The following is a 17,099-nucleotide window of genomic DNA, read 5'->3' as shown; positions in this document are numbered from 1 at the left end:
AAGCACTCAATAGTGCGGCGGGCGTTCGTCGCCCAAAACGATCCCGCCCGAGCCTTCCTGCGCCCGTTCGCCTTCGCGGCGCATCAGCATCTCGACACGGCGTGTCAAACGATCAATCTCGTCCTGTTGGCGGGTGACGACCGAGTTGAGGTCTTCGACCGTACGGGCAAGATGGGCGATCTGCTCTTCCAGATGCTGCATGGGGGACTCCTGTGTCTTAGGCCGGTCATAGCGACCCGGACAGCGCATGGCCAGCGAAAGCGCGCCTTGCCCCGATGCAGGCCATGGGATAGACCGCGCGCGGAACAAGGCAACTCCCAAGGACGTCCCACATGGCCAAGCCCAAGAAACAGCCCCGCCCCAAGGCCGTAACGCCAAAAGGGTTCCGTGACTATTTCGGCCAGGAAGTCACGCAGCGCACCGAGATGCTGCGGGCTATTGCGGACGTCTATCATCAGTACGGTTTTGACGCCCTGGAAAGCAGCGCGGTTGAAACCGTCGAGGCGCTTGGCAAATTCCTTCCGGATGTAGATCGCCCTAACGAGGGTGTGTTCGCGTGGCAGGAAGTCGACGAAAATGACAAGGGCGACTGGATGGCCCTGCGCTATGACCTAACCGCGCCTTTGGCCCGGGTTTACGCGCAGCACCGCAACGATTTGCCGACGCCTTATCGTCGTTATGCGATGGGACCAGTCTGGCGGAATGAAAAGCCGGGGCCGGGGCGCTATCGCCAGTTTTATCAATGCGATGCGGATACGGTGGGCACGGCCTCGATGGCCGCTGACGCCGAGATTTGCGCGATGCTGTCGGACACGCTTGAGACCGTCGGCATTCCGCGCGGCGATTATCTTGTGCGGGTCAACAACCGCAAAGTTCTGAACGGCGTGCTTGAGGCGATGGGGCTTGGCGAAGACGTCGCTGCCCGCGATAACGTTCTGCGCACCATCGACAAGTTCGACAAAGTTGGCGAGCAGGGCGTGCGAGAGCTGCTGACCAAAGGCCGTCTGGACGCCTCTGGCGCGTTTATCGACGGTGTTGGTCTTAGCGAGGATCAGGCTGAGCCGGTGATCGCGTTTCTGACCTCCAAGGCCGCGGAAACCGCCGGAACATTGGCCAACTTGCGCGCCGCCGTAGGCGACAGCAAGATCGGCGCGGACGGGATCGCCGAGTTGGAACAAATCGGCACCTTGTTGGATGCGGGCGGGTACGGCGCGGACCGGATCGAGATTGACCCTTCGGTCGTGCGCGGTCTGGGTTACTATACCGGGCCGGTTTATGAGGCCGAGCTGACCTTTGAGATTTTCGATGAGAAAGGCCGCAAGCGGCAATTCGGATCGGTTTCGGGTGGTGGTCGCTATGACGATCTGGTTAAACGCTTCACCGGGCAGGAAGTTCCGGCGACCGGCGTCTCCATCGGTGTCGACCGTCTGCTGGCTGCCCTGCGCGAAAAAGGCAGGATAGCCGCGCAGGCTACGGGTCCTGTAGTCGTGACCGTTATGGATCGCGACCGGATGGCCGATTATCAGGCGATGGTGGCAGAACTGCGCAACGCAGGTATCCGGGCAGAGGTTTATCTGGGTAATCCCAAGAACTTCGGCAATCAGCTGAAATATGCGGATAAACGGAACTCTCCGATTGCAGTGATCGAGGGCGGTGACGAGAAAGCCAATGGGATCGTGCAGATCAAGGACCTGATCCTTGGCGCGAAGATTGCCGAAAGCGCTACGCTCGAGGAATGGAAAGAACGCCCCAGCCAGTTCGAAGTGTCACGTGGTGATCTGGTCGCCAAAGTGCGCGAAATTCTGGACAGTCAGGACTGACCGATGCCCAATCGTTCCCAGATACAGGCCCGCGCCGCGATGATGCGTGTCCGGTTTGAAGCCGCCGGGGCACAGGTTGTGGATACGCCCCTGCTGCAACCGGCTGAAACGTTGCTGGACCTTTATGGCGAAGACATCCGCGCGCGTGCTTACGTGACTTCGGATGCGTTGCGAGGTGAGCAGATGCTGCGCCCCGATTTCACCCTTCCGGTCGTGCAGATGCACATGACCGAAGGGGCTGAACCCGCACGCTATACCTATTCTGGTGAAGTTTTTCGTCGGCAAGAGCATGACCCGGATCGGTCCAACGAGTACATTCAGGTCGGTTATGAAGTTTTTGACCGCAATGATCCCGCCGGGGCCGATGCCGAGGTGTTTTCTCTGTTTGCCCTGCAATTGCGGGGGCTGCCCCTGCGCGCGGCAACCGGTGACATCGGCATCCTTACGGCGGCTGTTCAGGGGCTGCGCACCACGGATCGGCGCAAGGCCGCGCTGATGCGCCACCTGTGGCGTCCACGTCGGTTCCGCGTCCTGCTCGATCGGTTCGCCGGGCGAAAGCCCGAGCCGGAACACCGCACAATGCTTTTGGAGGCCGCAGACCCGATGGGGTTTGACGTTCCTATGATCGGCAAACGCCGCGCTGCCGAGATCGAGGCGCGCATCGACGCGTTGCGCGAAGATCGCGACACGTCACCGATTTCTGACAACGAGCTTGCAGGCCTGGAATCTCTGCTGACCGTTCGGGAAACCATGCCCTTTGCTTTGGAGCAGTTGCGGGATGTGGCCGTTGACCTGCCTCAGATCACCCCGGCGCTGGACAGGCTTGAGGCAAGAATTGCCGCCCTGCAGGCGCGTGGTGTTGACGTGAGTAGGTTGGATTTCGAGGCTGCCTATGGGCGTACGTCGATGGAGTATTACGACGGGTTTGTCTTTGGGTTTTATGCCGAAGGTCGCCCCGATTTGCCTCCGATTGCCACCGGCGGGCGTTACGATGCGCTGACGCGACAACTGGGCAACGGGGCAGAAATTCCAGCTGTTGGCGGCGTGTTGCGTCCCGACCTGATGCTCGAAGTCGAGGAGGCCGCGCAATGACCCTGAAACTGGGCGTGCCCTCGAAGGGCCGATTGATGGAGAAGACCTTTTCGTGGTTCGAAAAGCGCGGCATCACATTGTCGCGCAGCGGATCAGACCGGGAATATGCCGGTAAGGTTGAAGGGATCGACGGAGTCTCGCTGATCCTGCTGTCTGCCGGGGAAATCCCCCGCGAACTAGCAGCTGGCCGCATTCATATGGGTGTCACGGGAACCGATCTGGTGCACGAAAAATTGCCACGGTGGGAACAGCAGATTGAAGAAGTCTCCGAGTTGGGCTTTGGCAAAGCCGACTTGATTATCGCGACACCAGCCTGCTGGGTCGATGTCGAAACTCTGGACGATCTCGATGCTGCCGCGGCAGCGTTTCGCAAAACCCACGGGCACCGGTTGCGGATTGCGACCAAATACCACCGATTGGTGCGCGAGTTTCTGACGGACGCTGGGGTTGCAGATTACACTCTGGTGGACAGCCAGGGCGCAACCGAAGGCACTGTGATGAACGAAACCGCCGAGGCGATTGCCGATATCACCTCGACAGGTGAGACATTGCGCGCAAACCACCTAAAAATCCTGTCGGACGGCTTGATCCTGCAATCACAGGCCACGCTGTGGCGTAGTCGGGTTGCCAGCTATGGTGTGGGTGAAAAAGAGGTTCTTTCCGAATTGCTTGACCGGCTGAGCTGATTACAGCACGCCGATGTCCGCCAACGCGCGATTCAGATCGTCGGGCAGAGAATCATCCTCGGCCCGTCCTTTGGGAAGATCGGCAGGCGTATCTTCGGGTTTAAGGTATCGCCACCCTTGGAACGGGCGTTTCAGAGCGTTCTGTGTGCGGTGCACCTCAGGGTCCAGCACGATGGCGCAGCGGCGGATACCGTCCTCGCCGCGCACTTCGTCCAGCCGCAGGATCTTCTGGCGGCACTGTACGACACCCTTGATCACCCAATAGATTGATCCGCCGTTCAGAATCTCGGCCTCGCGCTTGGGCCACATGCGGGTGACGTGGCGCGGCAAGCCGTCTTCATAAAGCGGTTTGCGGCTATCCTGCCATTCCATCAGCGTGTCGACGCTTTCCGATCCGACGGAGAGTTTTATGAGGTTTATGTACTTATCCACAGCTTTCCCACAGAGTCGTCCCAAGACCGTCTATACATTGTAGCTCAAGAAAGCCTGTCATCAAGGTGTTGTGGTTAAGGTGTGATCTGGGATAATCTGGATACCTCTTTCAGAACAGGGAATCACCAATGAGCCGCTTTGCCGCCCCCATCGCCGAGCAGATCTGGGACATGAAATATCGTTTCAAACAGGCCGATGGCACTCCCATTGACCAAACGGTTGAGGACAGCTGGCGGCGTATCGCTCGCGATCTTGCGCAGGTCGAAAAAGACCCGGCGCATTGGGAGCAGAAGTTCTTCGAAGCGCTGGAAGATTTCAAATACCTGCCTGCTGGCCGTATCACCGCTGGCGCAGGCACTGCGCGACGTGTGACGCTGTTTAACTGCTTTGTCATGGGCACGGTGCCGGACAGCATGGGCGGTATCTTCGATATGCTGAAAGAGGCCGCGCTGACCATGCAGCAGGGTGGGGGGATCGGCTATGATTTCTCGACCATTCGCCCGCGCGGAGCGGATGTGCATGGGGTCGCGGCGGATGCATCCGGGCCTCTGAGCTTTATGGATGTATGGGACGCGATGTGCCGCACCATCATGTCCGCAGGTTCGCGCCGGGGTGCGATGATGGCGACCATGCGCTGTGACCACCCGGATATCGAACAGTTCATCACGGCTAAGTCCGACCCTGCACGCCTGCGTATGTTCAACATGTCTGTGCTGGTCACCGATCCTTTCATGGAAGCTGTCAAAGCCGATGGCCCGTGGGAGCTGGTGTTCGAAGACAAGGTTTACCACACCGTTCAAGCGCGTGATCTGTGGAACAAGATCATGCAGGCCACCTATGACTATGCCGAACCGGGTGTGATTTTCATCGACCGGATCAACAAAGCCAACAACCTCAGCTATGCCGAAACCATCGCGGCGACGAACCCGTGTGGCGAGCAGCCGTTGCCGCCATATGGTGCATGTCTGTTGGGGTCGATCAACCTTGCCCGTCTTGTGGCAGAGCCGTTCGAAGATGCGGCCCATCTGAATGAGGCTGCCCTGCAAGAGCTGGTCGCGACAGCCGTCCGCATGATGGACAACGTTGTCGACGCGTCGAAGTTCCCGCTGCCGGAACAGGCCGCCGAGGCGCAGGCCAAGCGCCGTATCGGGCTAGGCGTGACCGGGCTGGCGGATGCTCTGCTGATGCTGGGTCTGCGCTACGGATCGGACGAGGGCGCGCTTCAGACCGAGCTCTGGTTGAAAGCGATTGCGCGCGCCGCGTATCTGGCGTCGGTCGACTTAGCGAAGGAAAAAGGGGCGTTCCCCCTATTCGACGCCGAGAAATACTTGGAAAGCGGCACGATGCAGCAGATGGATGATGACGTGCGCGATGCGATCCGCGAACACGGCATCCGCAACGCATTGCTGACTTCGATCGCGCCGACGGGGACAATATCTCTGTATGCGGGGAATGTGTCGTCAGGGATCGAGCCGGTCTTTGCCTATGCCTACACGCGGAAGGTCCTGCAAAAGGATGGCTCGCGCACTGAAGAAGAGGTCGTGGACTACGCGGTGCAGATGTGGCGCGACAAATTCGGCGACAAAGAGCTGCCAGACTATTTCGTCAACGCACAGACGCTGTCCCCGTCCGATCACGTCAAGATGCAGGCCGCGGCGCAGAAATGGATCGACAGCTCGATCTCGAAGACGATCAACTGCCCCGAGGACATCAGCTTTGACGCTTTCAAAGATGTCTACATGCAGGCCTGGGATCAGGGGTGCAAAGGGTGCACGACCTATCGTCCGAACGATGTGACGGGGTCCGTCCTGACCGTGTCGGAAAGCGAAGACAAAGCGCCGGGTGAAAGTGCAAGCGCACCGCATGAAATTGACGGTGGCGACGTGATCTACATGTCGGAGCCGCTGGATCGCCCACAATCTCTGGAAGGGTCGACCTATAAGTTGAAGTGGCCCGACAGCGAACACGCGATCTACTTGACGATCAATGATATTGTCATTGGTGGCCGTCGTCGTCCGTTCGAAGTGTTCATCAACTCGAAGAACATGGAGCATTACGCCTGGACGCTGGCGCTGACCCGCATGATCTCGGCCGTATTCCGCCGGGGTGGGGATGTGTCTTTTGTGGTGGAAGAACTAAAAGCGGTATTCGACCCGCGCGGTGGCGCATGGGTTCAGGGCAAGTATATCCCGTCGATCCTGGCCGCAATTGGTGGTGTGATCGAACAGCACATGATCAATATTGGCTTTCTTGAGGGCGAGGGCATGGCGCTCAAATCCGACCCCCAGGCTCAGGTCGTCAACATGGACGCGCCACGCGGCAAAGCCTGCCCATCCTGCGGCCAGTACGACATGGTGATGATCGAGGGTTGCATGACCTGCCGCAGCTGCGGTCATTCAAAATGTGGCTGATGTCGTGAAATTCAGCGCCGGTTTCAAATTGGTCTGACCAAAGAAGTGCCAAGCCTGTGTTGAGCAGGTTTGGCATTTTTTTGAAAGCCCTGCAGCACGCAGGCCAAGGACGAACGGGACGTATTGTATTGAAGGTCGTAATTCATCAAGGTTTCCATAAAACGGGCACAACGACCCTGCAAAAGACGCTCTCGAAAAATCGGGAATACCTGAAAGATCGCGTGAATGTTCTATTGCCTGATGACTTGCAAGAAGCCAGCCTGGCTGCACGGCGGTATGCGGTCGCCCCCAAGGATCGCACCCTTCGCAATTTCGGAGCAATCGTTCGCGAGGCGCTGAAGCCTTTTGCGGACCATGGTGGCAAACCCCTGCTGATCAGCAATGAAGAATTCGCTGGTTTGATCCCCGGTCGCAAAGGGGTTTGGTCATATGAGCAAACGCACGTTCTTTCCAAAGCTCTGTTGGATGAGGTTTCGCGCCTGACTGATGCCGGGGATCGCATTATCTTTCTGTTTACGACCAGAAACGCGGCTGATTGGATCAGAAGTACGTATTGGCAAAACCTTCGCAGCCATAGAATCCGCGAGGATCTGTCACAATACGGCAAGGTGTTGCAACAGGGTGCAGACCTTGAGGCGGTGGTCCGCCGCGTGAAAGAGGCGGTTTCACCGCGCGCCGAGGTGGAATCTGTCAACGTTTCTGGTCTGGACGATCACGATTTCCCGTTGATTAAGGCGCTGTCCATTCTAAACGTGAGATCCGATAGGCTCATCACAAGTGACAATCGGAACGTCCAGCCAGCCGGAGGCACCGACTATTTTCTGGACCTGAACCGATCGAATTTGAGCGATGAAGAGATAGCAGCCGCGAAACGAGCTTACTTGGACAAGCTGAAGCGATCGAATGGCACCCATTGATGAGTTGAAGCAAGGGTTGGCCCAGATTGGTGCCACTGCCCAATTTAGTTGCTGTAATGCAACGATCAGACGGCTCAAATCGGATGCCCAGATAGGATTGGATGAACCAGAATATCATGGTTTTCGAAATACCGCTGGGAAATGGCCGTGCATGAAGAGCGAATACCCTAGGTTTAATTTGCAATTTAAAAACAGATATTTGAGTAGAGAATCGCTTTGAGTTTTCTTGAGGTTGGTCCATCGCCTTTTGTTCAAAAACAATCTAAGGTTGAATTTATTTCACTTTTAGTATCAGTTTGACTTGACACACCGGAAACATTTACGTGATTGCTGCACTTCGGTCTCTTTTCCGCCAGATTCTGTCCTGATAAGAAGGTGCAGTAAGCAGTGATTTGTTGAAAGGTACAGGCGGATACAATGACAGCCGGGGACAGCGGTCGCATATCCATTTCGTGGACGCAGACAGAGTTAAACGGACTTGAGGCGGCGCCTCAGTCTTTTTTGAAAATCGGAGCCGCATGGTCGTGGCGTGGGCAGGCTCTTTCATTGGCCAGTCCGGCCGAGCAGGGCCTTGTGTTGTCAGGCCAGGCCGAAGTTTATTCCTCAAAATTGCAAAGCAGCATAGCACCGTCGCCGAATCTGGCGGACGGGGCGCTGGGTCGTATCGTTCTGACCAATGGCGCGCAAAAGTACACGGCGCTCCTGTTTTTGGTCGCCGGAGAAGCAAACCCAACGCTGGTTTTTGAAAACGGGTATCCCGCGCGCGATCAGGAATTCTGGGTCAGTGCGTATACCGAGTTTGAAAGCGAAAGCAATTCCAGCCTCCCGGACCAAAACGTTGTCGCTTTCCCGACGCGGTCGCCGATGGATAAGAGTTGGGAAAACACAGTTGCGGGCGTCCGAAGCGTAGCAGACTAAAACGCCAAGCAGGCCGACGAAATTCGCACATAGCAAAAAATCCACAGCCGTGTTGACTCCGCCAATTCTGCGGATATAAGCGCGGCTTCACTGGTGTTGGTGGACCCCGTAAGGGGATTCCTGTCATGGGGGAAACCTCAAGAGGACAACGCCCTTCATAGTGGCCTGTACGGGCCTCGACCTAACGAAGGAGATCAGCCGTGACCAAACGCACGTCTGCCAAGTACAAAATTGACCGCCGGATGGGTGAAAACATCTGGGGTCGTCCGAAATCCCCGGTTAACCGTCGCGAATACGGCCCCGGCCAGCACGGCCAGCGCCGCAAGGGCAAACTGTCGGACTTCGGTCTGCAGCTGCGCGCCAAGCAGAAGCTGAAAGGCTACTATGGCGACCTGACCGAGAAGCAATTCCGCCGCATCTACGCCGAAGCTGTACGTGTGAACGGTGATACCGGTGAAAACCTGATCGGTCTGCTGGAGCGTCGTCTGGACGCGGTTGTCTACCGTGCCAAGTTCGTTGCAACCGTCTTTGCTGCACGTCAGTTCGTGAACCACGGCCACGTCAAAGTGAACGGCAAGCGGGTCAACATCCCCAGCTACCGTGTCAAAGAAGGCGACGTGATCGAAGTACGCGACAAGTCCAAGCAACTGGCTGTAGTTCTGGAAGCCGCTGCTCTGGCCGAGCGTGACGTGCCTGACTACATCGACGCCGACCACTCGAAAATGACCGCGACCTTCGTTCGCGCGCCGGGCCTGGGCGATGTGCCTTACCCGGTCGTCATGGAACCGAACCTGGTCGTCGAATTCTACGCGAAGAACTAATCTTCGCCGACATCCAGAATTCCAGGGCCGCGCAATTTGCGCGGCCCTTTTTTTTTGGACATGCGATGACGCGTATTGGGTTTGAAGGCTGATCCAGCAAGTTGCATCTCGGCTATTAGAAAATATCCACCGAAGTGCCCCAATGGAACGCCTGCAGTGGGTGGGAATGCTGAAGTACACGCTTGGGTGGCGCAGGCTGTGTTTTGAATTGAACGCGTAACAACCTACGAGCAGTATTCCAGCCTGACCATTGAAGAAGTCCGCCGAAGGCGCTGAATCAAATTGGCAGCGACCTGCTTTCGGCGATGGCCTCCATCGCAAAGTACGAGGTCACACTGTCTAGTTCGACCTTGTCGATCAATCGCTGATACACCTTGTCATATGACGTCATATCTTGCGTGACGACTTTCAACTGATAGTCATAGTCGCCACCAATGCGGTGAAAATCCACTACCTCGGGGATGGTTAGGACATGGCTTCGAAATGCCTGTAGCCATTCAGCCGAATGGTGCCGGGTGCGCAGCATAACAAAGACCACAAGGCTCAGCCCCAATTTTTCGCGGGCGATCCGCGCGGTCGAACCGGTAATGACGCCATTTTCGTTCAACGCCTTCAGCCGCCGCCAACAGGCATTTTGCGACAACCCGACTCGGTCCGCCAACTCACGCTGCGAAAGTGTTGCGTCTGTTTGAAGTTCGCGAAGGATGCGCTTGTCAATATGATCTAATTTTTCTGCCATACTGAAGCATATGACACAAAAATTTAGAAATATACCAAAAGAAAGGTGAAGTTTCTGCGTCCTCATTCAATCATATTTGGTGATGCAATATGGAGAATTAATCATGACCTTGTCCAAATTTCGCGCAGACCTCCAATCCACCACTCGCAATTCAACCCTGCGCGACGGGCTGATCGGAGAGAATGTTCTGATCCCCGGTCTGAATGGGGACGTGCCGCTGGTTTATGCGGACTACGTCGCTTCGGGTCGTGCGCTGCAGCAGGTAGAGGATTTTGTCGCCCATGAGGTGCTGCCTTTTTATGCCAACAGCCACACTGAGGCCTCCTATTGTGGGTCGTATATGACCCGTCTGCGCCGCGAAGCGCGCGCGGAAATAGCCCGCATTGTTGGAGCAAAGGAAGACGACGCGGTGATCTTTACCGGGTCCGGCGCCACTGCGGGCCTTAACCGGCTGGTCAGTTTGATGGGAATTGAGGGGGCTGACCGGCCGGTTGTTCTGATCGGGCCATACGAGCATCATTCGAACATCCTCCCCTGGCGGGAAAGCAAAGCGCAGGTCATCGAAATCCCCGAAGCGCCCGAAGGCGGCGTTGATCTCGGTGCACTTGAACGGACATTGGTGGACAATGCCGATTCCGATCTGATTGTCGGTTCATTTTCCGCTGCCTCTAACGTAACCGGCATCATTACAGACCCGGACCCGATCACGCGGCTGCTCAAGTCTCATGGCGCTGTTTCGATCTGGGATTACGCCGGTGGTGGACCTTACATGCCGATGGACATGGGGCCAGAAGATGCGCGCAAGGATGCCATCGTAGTCTCCCCGCACAAGTTCCCGGGCGGCCCGGGCGCGTCCGGTGTGTTGATCGTCAATCAGAACGCAGTTCGCCGTACTTGCCCAAGTTGGCCTGGTGGCGGGACTGTCAGCTTTGTATCGCCCTGGCGCCATGACTACAGCGAGGATTTGGCCACGCGGGAAGAAGCCGGAACACCCAATGTGATCGGAGATATCCGCGCCGCGCTGGCCTTCATCGTCAAGGATGTCGTCGGCACGGATGAAATTGCTGAACGCGAAGCACGATATAATGAAATGGCCTTGAAAGGGTGGGGCGACAATCCAAACCTGACTTTGCTAGGCACTGAAAACCAGCATCGTTTGCCGATCTATTCTTTCCTTGTGCGGGACAACTCTGGCCAGCCGGTGCATCAGCAGCTGTTTACCCGGATGCTCAGCGACATCTACGGCATTCAGGCGCGCGGTGGTTGCGCGTGTGCCGGGCCATATGCGCATCGCTTGCTGGATATCGACCGTAAAACGTCCACTGAATTGCATGCTGCTTTGTCCGCAGGGGAAGAGATGAAGAAACCCGGATGGGTCCGCCTGAATTTCTCTTACCTTATGAGCGAGGAGACGGTTCAGTTCATCATCGATAGCGTCAATGATCTGTCCCACCGGACTGAGGAATTCACCCCTTATTACAACGCGGACCCGGCGACCGCCCGCTTCAAAGCGGCGTGACGGAATTGCCGCTTTTCTCAACGCGTTGAGACGGGTATGAGAGGCTCCAACAACGGAGCCTCTTATGAACAAGATCACCCCGCAGCCCGGCATTATGGACATCGCGCTCTATCAGGGCGGCCAGTCGCATGTGGCCGGGGTAGAGCATGTGATCAAGCTCAGCTCCAACGAAAACCCGTTCGGTCCCAGCCCCAAGGCGATAGAGGCCGTGCGCGATAGTGCGACGACGCTGCATCGGTATCCCAGTACCGATCACGCAAGCCTGCGCTCAGCGATTGGTGAACGGCACGGGTTGGACCCTGCGCGGCTTATCTGCGGCGTTGGCAGTGATGAAGTGCTGCAATTCATTGCCCAGGCCTATGCCGGACCGGGTGATGAGGTCATCTATACCGAGCACGGGTTTTCAATGTACCCGATCATCGCCCGCATGGCCGGCGCGACACCGGTGATGGTGGCCGAGCGCAATCGCCACGTGGATGTCGAAAACATTCTGGCCGCCGTGAGCGACCAGACCCGGATCGTGTTTGTGACGAACCCGGGCAACCCGACCTCGACTATGATCCCCGAGGCTGAGTTGCTGCGTCTGGCCGAAGCATTGCCTAAGACCTGCCTGATGGTGATCGACGGGGCCTATGCCGAGTTTGTCGATGGGTTCGACGGTGGTGCATCGCTGGTGGATCGGTTTGACAACGTGATCATGACGCGGACCTTTTCCAAGGTGTACGGTCTGGGCGGAATGCGTGTCGGTTGGGGCTATGCTGCGCAATCGATTATCGACGTACTGAACCGGGTGCGTCAGCCCTTTAACCTGTCCTTGACCGCTTTGGCGGCAGCAGAGGCTGCGGTGAATGACATAGAATTCCTGTCCTATTGTCAGACTGAAAATGCGCGCCTGCGGGTGTGGCTGTCGGAAGAACTGGCCAAGATCGGCGTGCCCTCGGATGCGTCCTGCACCAACTTTATCCTCGCCCGCTTTGCCGATCGGGCAGAGGCTGAGGCGTGTGACGACTATCTGAAAACACAAGGTTTGATCGTGCGCCGTGTGGCGGGCTACAACCTGCCAAATGCCCTGCGGGTCACCGTAGGCGACGAAGAAGCCTGCCGCCGCGTTGTTGCGGCCATCACCGCGTTCAAAGGGGGCGTCGCATGAGCCAAGTTTACGACCGTGTGGCCTTGATTGGTCTTGGCCTGATCGCCTCGTCCATGTTCTGGGCGATCAAACGTGCCGGGCTTGCTGGCGAAGTGACTGGCTATGCCCGGTCCGAGACCACCCGCGACACGGCCCGCCGCATCGGCTTGTGTGATCGCGTCTGCGATACTGCGCAAGAGGCGGTCGAGGGCGCGGATCTGGTCGTTCTCTGCGTTCCTGTCGGCGCGATGGGCGCTGTTGCAAAAGATATTGCACCTGTCCTGAAACCCGGGGCGACGGTGACTGATGTCGGCTCGGTCAAGCGTCACGTTATTCAGGCCGTCGGGCCGGTAATCCCGGATGGTGTGCATTTCATCCCTGCGCACCCCCTGGCAGGAACTGAGCATTCTGGCCCGGAATCGGGTTTTGCAGAACTCTTTGACAACCGCTGGTGTCTTTTGGTCCCGGTTGAAGGCTCGGACCCGGATGCGATTGCCCGTTTGCGGGCACTTTGGGAAGGCATGGGGTCAAACGTTGATGAGATGGATGCGGATCACCATGATCTGGTTCTGGCCGTCACATCGCACGCGCCGCACCTAATCGCCTATACGATGGTGGGCGTTGCGGATGATCTGCGCCGGGTCACCGATACCGAGGTCATCAAGTATTCCGCCGCAGGATTCCGAGACTTCACCCGCATCGCGGCCTCTGACCCGACCATGTGGCGGGACGTGTTCCTGACCAACAAGGATGCGACGCTGGAGATCCTTGGCCGGTTCACCGAAGAACTGTTTGCACTGCAGCGCGCGATCAGAACGGGTGACGGCGAGCAGCTTTTCGACTATTTCACCCGTACGCGCGCCATCCGCCGCGGCATCATTGATGCTGGCCAGGATACGGATGCGCCTGATTTCGGACGGGGAAAAACGAACCCATGACGCAGGGCTGGAGAACCATTCTGACCGGATTTGCAGCGCTTTGCGCAATGTCAACTCAGGCTGGTTCGCTGGAACGTTCGTTAATACCGATATCGCGACCTCAGGCTACACTTGCGGTCCTTAGCAGCGCAGTGCCTCAGCTGCCTCCGGCCACCATACGACCAGAATTGCGGCCGGATTCACCGCAGGTTTTAGCAGCCGCGGCACGACCTGCAGAGCTGCCTCTGCTTGGCCCGGACACGTCGCTGATGCCTTACCTGCGGCCCAAAGCCTTGGAGCAGGAGGCGCTGTTCAAAAAGCGCAAACTGCGCAAAGGATCGGTGTGTGGCGACATCGATATTCAGGGTAAGCCTGTCGGGACGGTACCGGGCAGGATCAAGGCTTGCGGGATCAAGGACGCTGTTCAGATCACCTCGGTCTCAGGTGTGACGCTTAGCCGTCCCTCCACGATGGATTGTGGAACGGCGATTGCGCTGAACAAATGGGTTGAGAAAACGGTCAAGCCGACGTTCAAGCGACGCGGGCCTGTGGTTCAATTGCAGGTTGCCGCACACTACGCGTGTCGGACGCGCAACAACCGTAAGGGCGCCCGCATTTCCGAGCATGGAAAAGGCCGCGCGATTGATATCTCGGCCTTCAAGATGGCCGATGGAGAGGTTGTGACGGTCCTGAATGGCTGGCGCAAGAACCCGTCCCAAAAACAACTGGTCAAGATCTGGCGAGATGCATGCGGGCCGTTTGGCACCGTATTGGGGCCAAACGCGGACCGGTATCACCGGGATCATTTCCATCTGGATACAGCCCGCCACCGTCGCGGGCCATACTGCCGTTAACGCAGGATCAGGCGGGGCGCAGGCCCCAGCGGCAACGGCCCCAGCGCCACGAAACCGTCCCGGAAGTTAAGCTGCAGATCCAGCGCATTTGGGTTCCCACCCAGCCCGGCCATGAAATTCAGCGCTCGTGTCACAGGATCAACGGCCTGATCGGGCAGGGCGCCTGCAGCATTAGCCATGGCGATCATGTCACGCCAGTTTTCAGCTTTGACCGCAATCTCGCCCGTTGGGATGCCCTGGTGGTCGATATCAAGCTCGCCTGCTGCAAACAAACGCAAAGCGCCCCATTTCATCTCGGCAAGGTTCAGGTCAATCTTCACCGGCTGTGGTCTACCCTGCTCCAGAGCCGTACGATCCCACGGTTTGTTGAACGTGGCCGTCATGTCCAGTTCGAGCGTCTCAAACGCCTGCGGCAATGTGGTCGCGGACCGCATCAAATCGCGCAGACCATCTCCCGGGGTGAACCCGTCTATTCGAGCGCCGATGGCGTATGTTACCGGAATAGAGGTCTGTTCCATAACCAATGTCAGCGTATCGCCGCCAGCCAGCGCTTCGGCATCATCGGTGATCAACCATGAACCCGCGGTCAAAGCCATTTTTTCCAGCACCAGCGCCACACCGGGTTGCAGCTGCAGCTCGGCTTGCAGATCGCTGGCTTCAATGGTCGCCGTCTGATCAAAATAGGACAGGCGCTGAGGGGTGTCAGCAAAGCGCAGCACCTGGCGTCCGGGCCAGATGGCGGGACTTTGGAACTCAATCCAATCCGCGCTCCACGCGGTGCCGTTGACCGGGTCTGCCAGAGCAGGACTGTTCAGGCGCGTAACGTGACGAAACGGATACCCGGCTGTCGAAACATCGGAAAAGTCCGCCTGCCAGCCTTGTTCCTGCTGATTGTCGAACCAGGCGGTGATTGCGTTGCGCAATCCGAATCCGGCGACGAACCAATAGGCGCTCCAGATAACCGTTAAGAAAATGACTACTCGTATTAGACCGCGCATGGCAGTTGGCCCTTTTTCCCGCGTTGAATTTGATGTTTATAGGCCGAAACGGGCAAGGACCAGAGCTATGACGATGTGGGTTTTCGGATATGGATCATTGCTGTGGAATCCGGGCTTTCCGGTGGCACGCAGCGAACACGCCACGCTGCATGGGTATGCCCGGGCATTCTGCATGAGTTCAATTCACCACCGCGGTACCGAAGAACACCCCGGCCTTGTACTGGCACTGGACGAACAGGCCGATGCCAATTGCACCGGCTTGGCACTTGCAGTCGAGGTCGGCCATGAAGAGCGCACCTTGCATGAATTGCGCGAGCGCGAGCTGATTTCGTCAGCTTATGTCGAGAAAAACCTTGATGTGCATTTGAACAACGGCGAAGTCGTCACCGCCGTGACTTATGTGATCGACGCAGAACATGTCCAATACTGTGGTGGCATGCCGTTAGAGGAGCAGGCGCAGATCATTGCACATGCGATTGGCGGGCGCGGACCGAATACGGAATATCTGTATAATACTGCGGAACATCTGGCCGAGATCAACCTGCGCGATCCTGATCTTGAGTGGTTAGCGCAACGGGTACGCAGTATCACAGCATAAACCCTTGGCGTCACCGGCGGATTTTGGCTAGATTCAAGCCAGAGCAGGCAAAAACCGGGAAACACGCGCATGGCGCAGGCACATCAGGGCGCGAGACCCCATTTCTCGCATCCCATCCGTCAGATTGTGATGATGTTGGTCGCAATTGGCCTGGCGGGGTTGGGCGTCTTCATGGCGCTGCCTTATGTGCTGCCGGTGTTTCAGGCCAACCCGTACCTGAACGGTTTTATCATTCTGGTTTTCATAATCGGCGTTTTTGCCTGTTTCTTTCAGGTGACACAGCTGATTGGCTCGGTTCGCTGGATCGAGGCTTTTGTTGGCGGCGTTGTTCGCGAGGACGCGCGCACGCCGCAATTGTTGGCGCCCCTGGCATCGTTGCTGCGGGAACGTGGTGCCCGGTCACAGATCAGTTCCAGTTCGACCCGGTCGATCCTGGATTCGGTTGCAGAACGCGTCGAGGAAGAACGTGAGATCACGCGCTATATTACCAATGTTCTGATTTATCTGGGCCTTTTGGGCACGTTCTTTGGATTGGCGACCACTGTCCCAGCTATTGTCGACACGATCCGCAGCCTGAACCCGCAAGAGGGCGAAGAAGGACTGGCCGTGTTCAACCGCCTGATGGTGGGGCTTGAGGCACAGCTACAAGGAATGGGCGTGGCATTCGGTTCGTCCCTTTTGGGCCTTGCCGGGTCTCTGATCGTCGGGTTGCTGGAACTGTTCACGGGTCACGGTCAGAACCGGTTCTACCGCGAGCTTGAGGAATGGTTGTCCTCAATCACCCGTGTTGGCTTTGCCGCGGCTGAGGAAGGTGGGGCGGAAATTGCGGTCCTGACACCCGTTCTAGACGCGATGTCTGAACAGATGGACGCGCTGCAAGACCTGTTTTCGGGGCAAGAGGCTGATCGCGCCACCGTGTCGGTCAAGCTGGGCCAGTTGGTCGACGCGATTGGTGAGATGAATGTGCGACAGTCTGAATCCGAAGGGGTGACAGCCGCATTGGAACGCGTGGCCCTTGGGCAGGACGCCCTTCTGGATCACATGCGTGATCAGGGCACGGGTGAAGGAATTGACGCCGAAAGCCGGATGCGCCTGCGGTCGATGGACGTTCAGCTATTGCGCATCCTCGAAGAAATCTCGGCCGGTCGTCAGGAAAGCATGAGCGAACTGCGCAAGGATATCGAATTGCTGGTCAAAGCTCTGACATTGCCCCGAGGCGCCGTGCGCACCGCTCCGGAAGGAGAGTAA

Annotated in this window: 17 protein-coding genes; 13 read left to right on the top strand and 4 right to left on the bottom strand. The window is 57.5% G+C overall.

Features of this window, described 5'->3' with window-relative positions:
* Positions 1-6 precede the first annotated feature (6 nt).
* A complete protein-coding gene (locus AC2FLJ_RS06105; protein WP_058275721.1) occupies positions 7-201 on the bottom strand; it encodes a SlyX family protein in 195 nt (64 codons plus the stop codon).
* 131 nt (positions 202-332) lie between these two features.
* Between AC2FLJ_RS06105 and hisS the strand changes: the two genes are divergently transcribed.
* From hisS to hisG, 3 genes are read left to right on the top strand one after another with little or no spacing between them, the layout of a single operon-like run.
* On the top strand, positions 333-1,820 hold the full coding sequence (gene hisS / locus AC2FLJ_RS06100; RefSeq protein WP_496696219.1) for a histidine--tRNA ligase: 1,488 nt from the start codon (positions 333-335) through the stop codon (positions 1,818-1,820).
* 3 nt (positions 1,821-1,823) lie between these two features.
* The gene (locus tag AC2FLJ_RS06095; protein ID WP_496704838.1) at positions 1,824-2,912 is read left to right on the top strand and encodes an ATP phosphoribosyltransferase regulatory subunit; all 1,089 of its coding nucleotides are present in this window, start codon (positions 1,824-1,826) and stop codon (positions 2,910-2,912) included.
* Positions 2,909-3,598, top strand: coding sequence for an ATP phosphoribosyltransferase (gene hisG / locus AC2FLJ_RS06090; protein WP_058276022.1), 690 nt, complete (start codon positions 2,909-2,911; stop codon positions 3,596-3,598). The genes AC2FLJ_RS06095 and hisG overlap by 4 nt, the downstream gene beginning before the upstream one ends.
* On the opposite strand, the gene AC2FLJ_RS06085 is transcribed toward hisG, so the two are convergent.
* Positions 3,599-4,030, bottom strand: coding sequence for a DUF1489 family protein (locus AC2FLJ_RS06085; RefSeq protein WP_282118950.1), 432 nt, complete (start codon positions 4,028-4,030; stop codon positions 3,599-3,601).
* A 128-nt stretch (positions 4,031-4,158) separates the two neighbouring features.
* Here AC2FLJ_RS06085 and AC2FLJ_RS06080 point away from each other — a divergent pair, with 128 nt between their 5' ends.
* The 4 genes from AC2FLJ_RS06080 to rpsD all read left to right on the top strand — a co-directional run bounded on the left by AC2FLJ_RS06080 (position 4,159) and on the right by rpsD (position 9,097).
* The gene (locus tag AC2FLJ_RS06080) at positions 4,159-6,441 is read left to right on the top strand and encodes an adenosylcobalamin-dependent ribonucleoside-diphosphate reductase (RefSeq protein ID WP_496704836.1); all 2,283 of its coding nucleotides are present in this window, start codon (positions 4,159-4,161) and stop codon (positions 6,439-6,441) included.
* A 128-nt stretch (positions 6,442-6,569) separates the two neighbouring features.
* A complete protein-coding gene (locus AC2FLJ_RS06075) occupies positions 6,570-7,358 on the top strand; it encodes a hypothetical protein (protein WP_496704834.1) in 789 nt (262 codons plus the stop codon).
* Between the two features lie 417 nt (positions 7,359-7,775).
* Complete coding sequence (locus tag AC2FLJ_RS06070) at positions 7,776-8,276, top strand: hypothetical protein (protein ID WP_496704832.1); 501 nt, start codon at positions 7,776-7,778, stop codon at positions 8,274-8,276.
* Positions 8,277-8,476: 200 nt separating this feature from the next.
* Positions 8,477-9,097: a 30S ribosomal protein S4 gene (gene rpsD, locus AC2FLJ_RS06065; RefSeq protein ID WP_058275494.1), complete on the top strand. Its 621-nt coding sequence runs from the start codon at positions 8,477-8,479 to the stop codon at positions 9,095-9,097.
* Between the two features lie 277 nt (positions 9,098-9,374).
* On the opposite strand, the gene AC2FLJ_RS06060 is transcribed toward rpsD, so the two are convergent.
* On the bottom strand, positions 9,375-9,836 hold the full coding sequence (locus AC2FLJ_RS06060) for an Lrp/AsnC family transcriptional regulator (RefSeq protein WP_496704830.1): 462 nt from the start codon (positions 9,834-9,836) through the stop codon (positions 9,375-9,377).
* A 103-nt stretch (positions 9,837-9,939) separates the two neighbouring features.
* Here AC2FLJ_RS06060 and AC2FLJ_RS06055 point away from each other — a divergent pair, with 103 nt between their 5' ends.
* From AC2FLJ_RS06055 to AC2FLJ_RS06040, 4 genes are all read left to right on the top strand, one after another.
* Positions 9,940-11,355, top strand: coding sequence for an aminotransferase class V-fold PLP-dependent enzyme (locus tag AC2FLJ_RS06055; RefSeq protein WP_496696207.1), 1,416 nt, complete (start codon positions 9,940-9,942; stop codon positions 11,353-11,355).
* A 64-nt stretch (positions 11,356-11,419) separates the two neighbouring features.
* Complete coding sequence (gene hisC / locus AC2FLJ_RS06050) at positions 11,420-12,505, top strand: histidinol-phosphate transaminase (RefSeq protein WP_496696205.1); 1,086 nt, start codon at positions 11,420-11,422, stop codon at positions 12,503-12,505.
* Complete coding sequence (locus tag AC2FLJ_RS06045) at positions 12,502-13,422, top strand: prephenate/arogenate dehydrogenase family protein (protein ID WP_496696203.1); 921 nt, start codon at positions 12,502-12,504, stop codon at positions 13,420-13,422. The genes hisC and AC2FLJ_RS06045 overlap by 4 nt, the downstream gene beginning before the upstream one ends.
* A complete protein-coding gene (locus AC2FLJ_RS06040; RefSeq protein WP_108859255.1) occupies positions 13,419-14,255 on the top strand; it encodes an extensin-like domain-containing protein in 837 nt (278 codons plus the stop codon). The genes AC2FLJ_RS06045 and AC2FLJ_RS06040 overlap by 4 nt, the downstream gene beginning before the upstream one ends.
* Here AC2FLJ_RS06040 and AC2FLJ_RS06035 read toward each other — a convergent pair.
* Positions 14,252-15,253, bottom strand: a complete 1,002-nt coding sequence (locus AC2FLJ_RS06035) for a DUF2125 domain-containing protein (RefSeq protein WP_170559057.1) — start codon at positions 15,251-15,253, stop codon at positions 14,252-14,254. The genes AC2FLJ_RS06040 and AC2FLJ_RS06035 overlap by 4 nt on opposite strands.
* 67 nt (positions 15,254-15,320) lie before the next feature.
* Here AC2FLJ_RS06035 and AC2FLJ_RS06030 point away from each other — a divergent pair, with 67 nt between their 5' ends.
* On the top strand, positions 15,321-15,851 hold the full coding sequence (locus tag AC2FLJ_RS06030) for a gamma-glutamylcyclotransferase (RefSeq protein ID WP_496704826.1): 531 nt from the start codon (positions 15,321-15,323) through the stop codon (positions 15,849-15,851).
* A gap of 69 nt (positions 15,852-15,920) precedes the next feature.
* On the top strand, positions 15,921-17,099 hold the full coding sequence (locus AC2FLJ_RS06025; protein ID WP_282118959.1) for a biopolymer transporter ExbB: 1,179 nt from the start codon (positions 15,921-15,923) through the stop codon (positions 17,097-17,099).

This window comes from Ruegeria sp. CDSA034 (assembly GCF_059612275.1).
The sequence above is the reverse complement of the archived record's forward strand: the minus strand, read 5'-3'. Positions and strand labels throughout refer to the sequence as shown.

Coding starts and splice junctions, on each gene's coding strand:
- AC2FLJ_RS06045 (WP_496696203.1), top strand. CDS start 12,502: ATGAGCCAAGTTTACGACCGTGTGGCCTTGATTGGTCTTGGCCTGATC.
- AC2FLJ_RS06095 (WP_496704838.1), top strand. CDS start 1,824: ATGCCCAATCGTTCCCAGATACAGGCCCGCGCCGCGATGATGCGTGTC.
- hisC (WP_496696205.1), top strand. CDS start 11,420: ATGAACAAGATCACCCCGCAGCCCGGCATTATGGACATCGCGCTCTAT.
- AC2FLJ_RS06040 (WP_108859255.1), top strand. CDS start 13,419: ATGACGCAGGGCTGGAGAACCATTCTGACCGGATTTGCAGCGCTTTGC.
- hisG (WP_058276022.1), top strand. CDS start 2,909: ATGACCCTGAAACTGGGCGTGCCCTCGAAGGGCCGATTGATGGAGAAG.
- AC2FLJ_RS06070 (WP_496704832.1), top strand. CDS start 7,776: ATGACAGCCGGGGACAGCGGTCGCATATCCATTTCGTGGACGCAGACA.
- AC2FLJ_RS06030 (WP_496704826.1), top strand. CDS start 15,321: ATGACGATGTGGGTTTTCGGATATGGATCATTGCTGTGGAATCCGGGC.
- AC2FLJ_RS06055 (WP_496696207.1), top strand. CDS start 9,940: ATGACCTTGTCCAAATTTCGCGCAGACCTCCAATCCACCACTCGCAAT.
- AC2FLJ_RS06025 (WP_282118959.1), top strand. CDS start 15,921: ATGGCGCAGGCACATCAGGGCGCGAGACCCCATTTCTCGCATCCCATC.
- AC2FLJ_RS06035 (WP_170559057.1), bottom strand. CDS start 15,253: ATGCGCGGTCTAATACGAGTAGTCATTTTCTTAACGGTTATCTGGAGC.
- AC2FLJ_RS06105 (WP_058275721.1), bottom strand. CDS start 201: ATGCAGCATCTGGAAGAGCAGATCGCCCATCTTGCCCGTACGGTCGAA.
- AC2FLJ_RS06080 (WP_496704836.1), top strand. CDS start 4,159: ATGAGCCGCTTTGCCGCCCCCATCGCCGAGCAGATCTGGGACATGAAA.
- AC2FLJ_RS06060 (WP_496704830.1), bottom strand. CDS start 9,836: ATGGCAGAAAAATTAGATCATATTGACAAGCGCATCCTTCGCGAACTT.
- hisS (WP_496696219.1), top strand. CDS start 333: ATGGCCAAGCCCAAGAAACAGCCCCGCCCCAAGGCCGTAACGCCAAAA.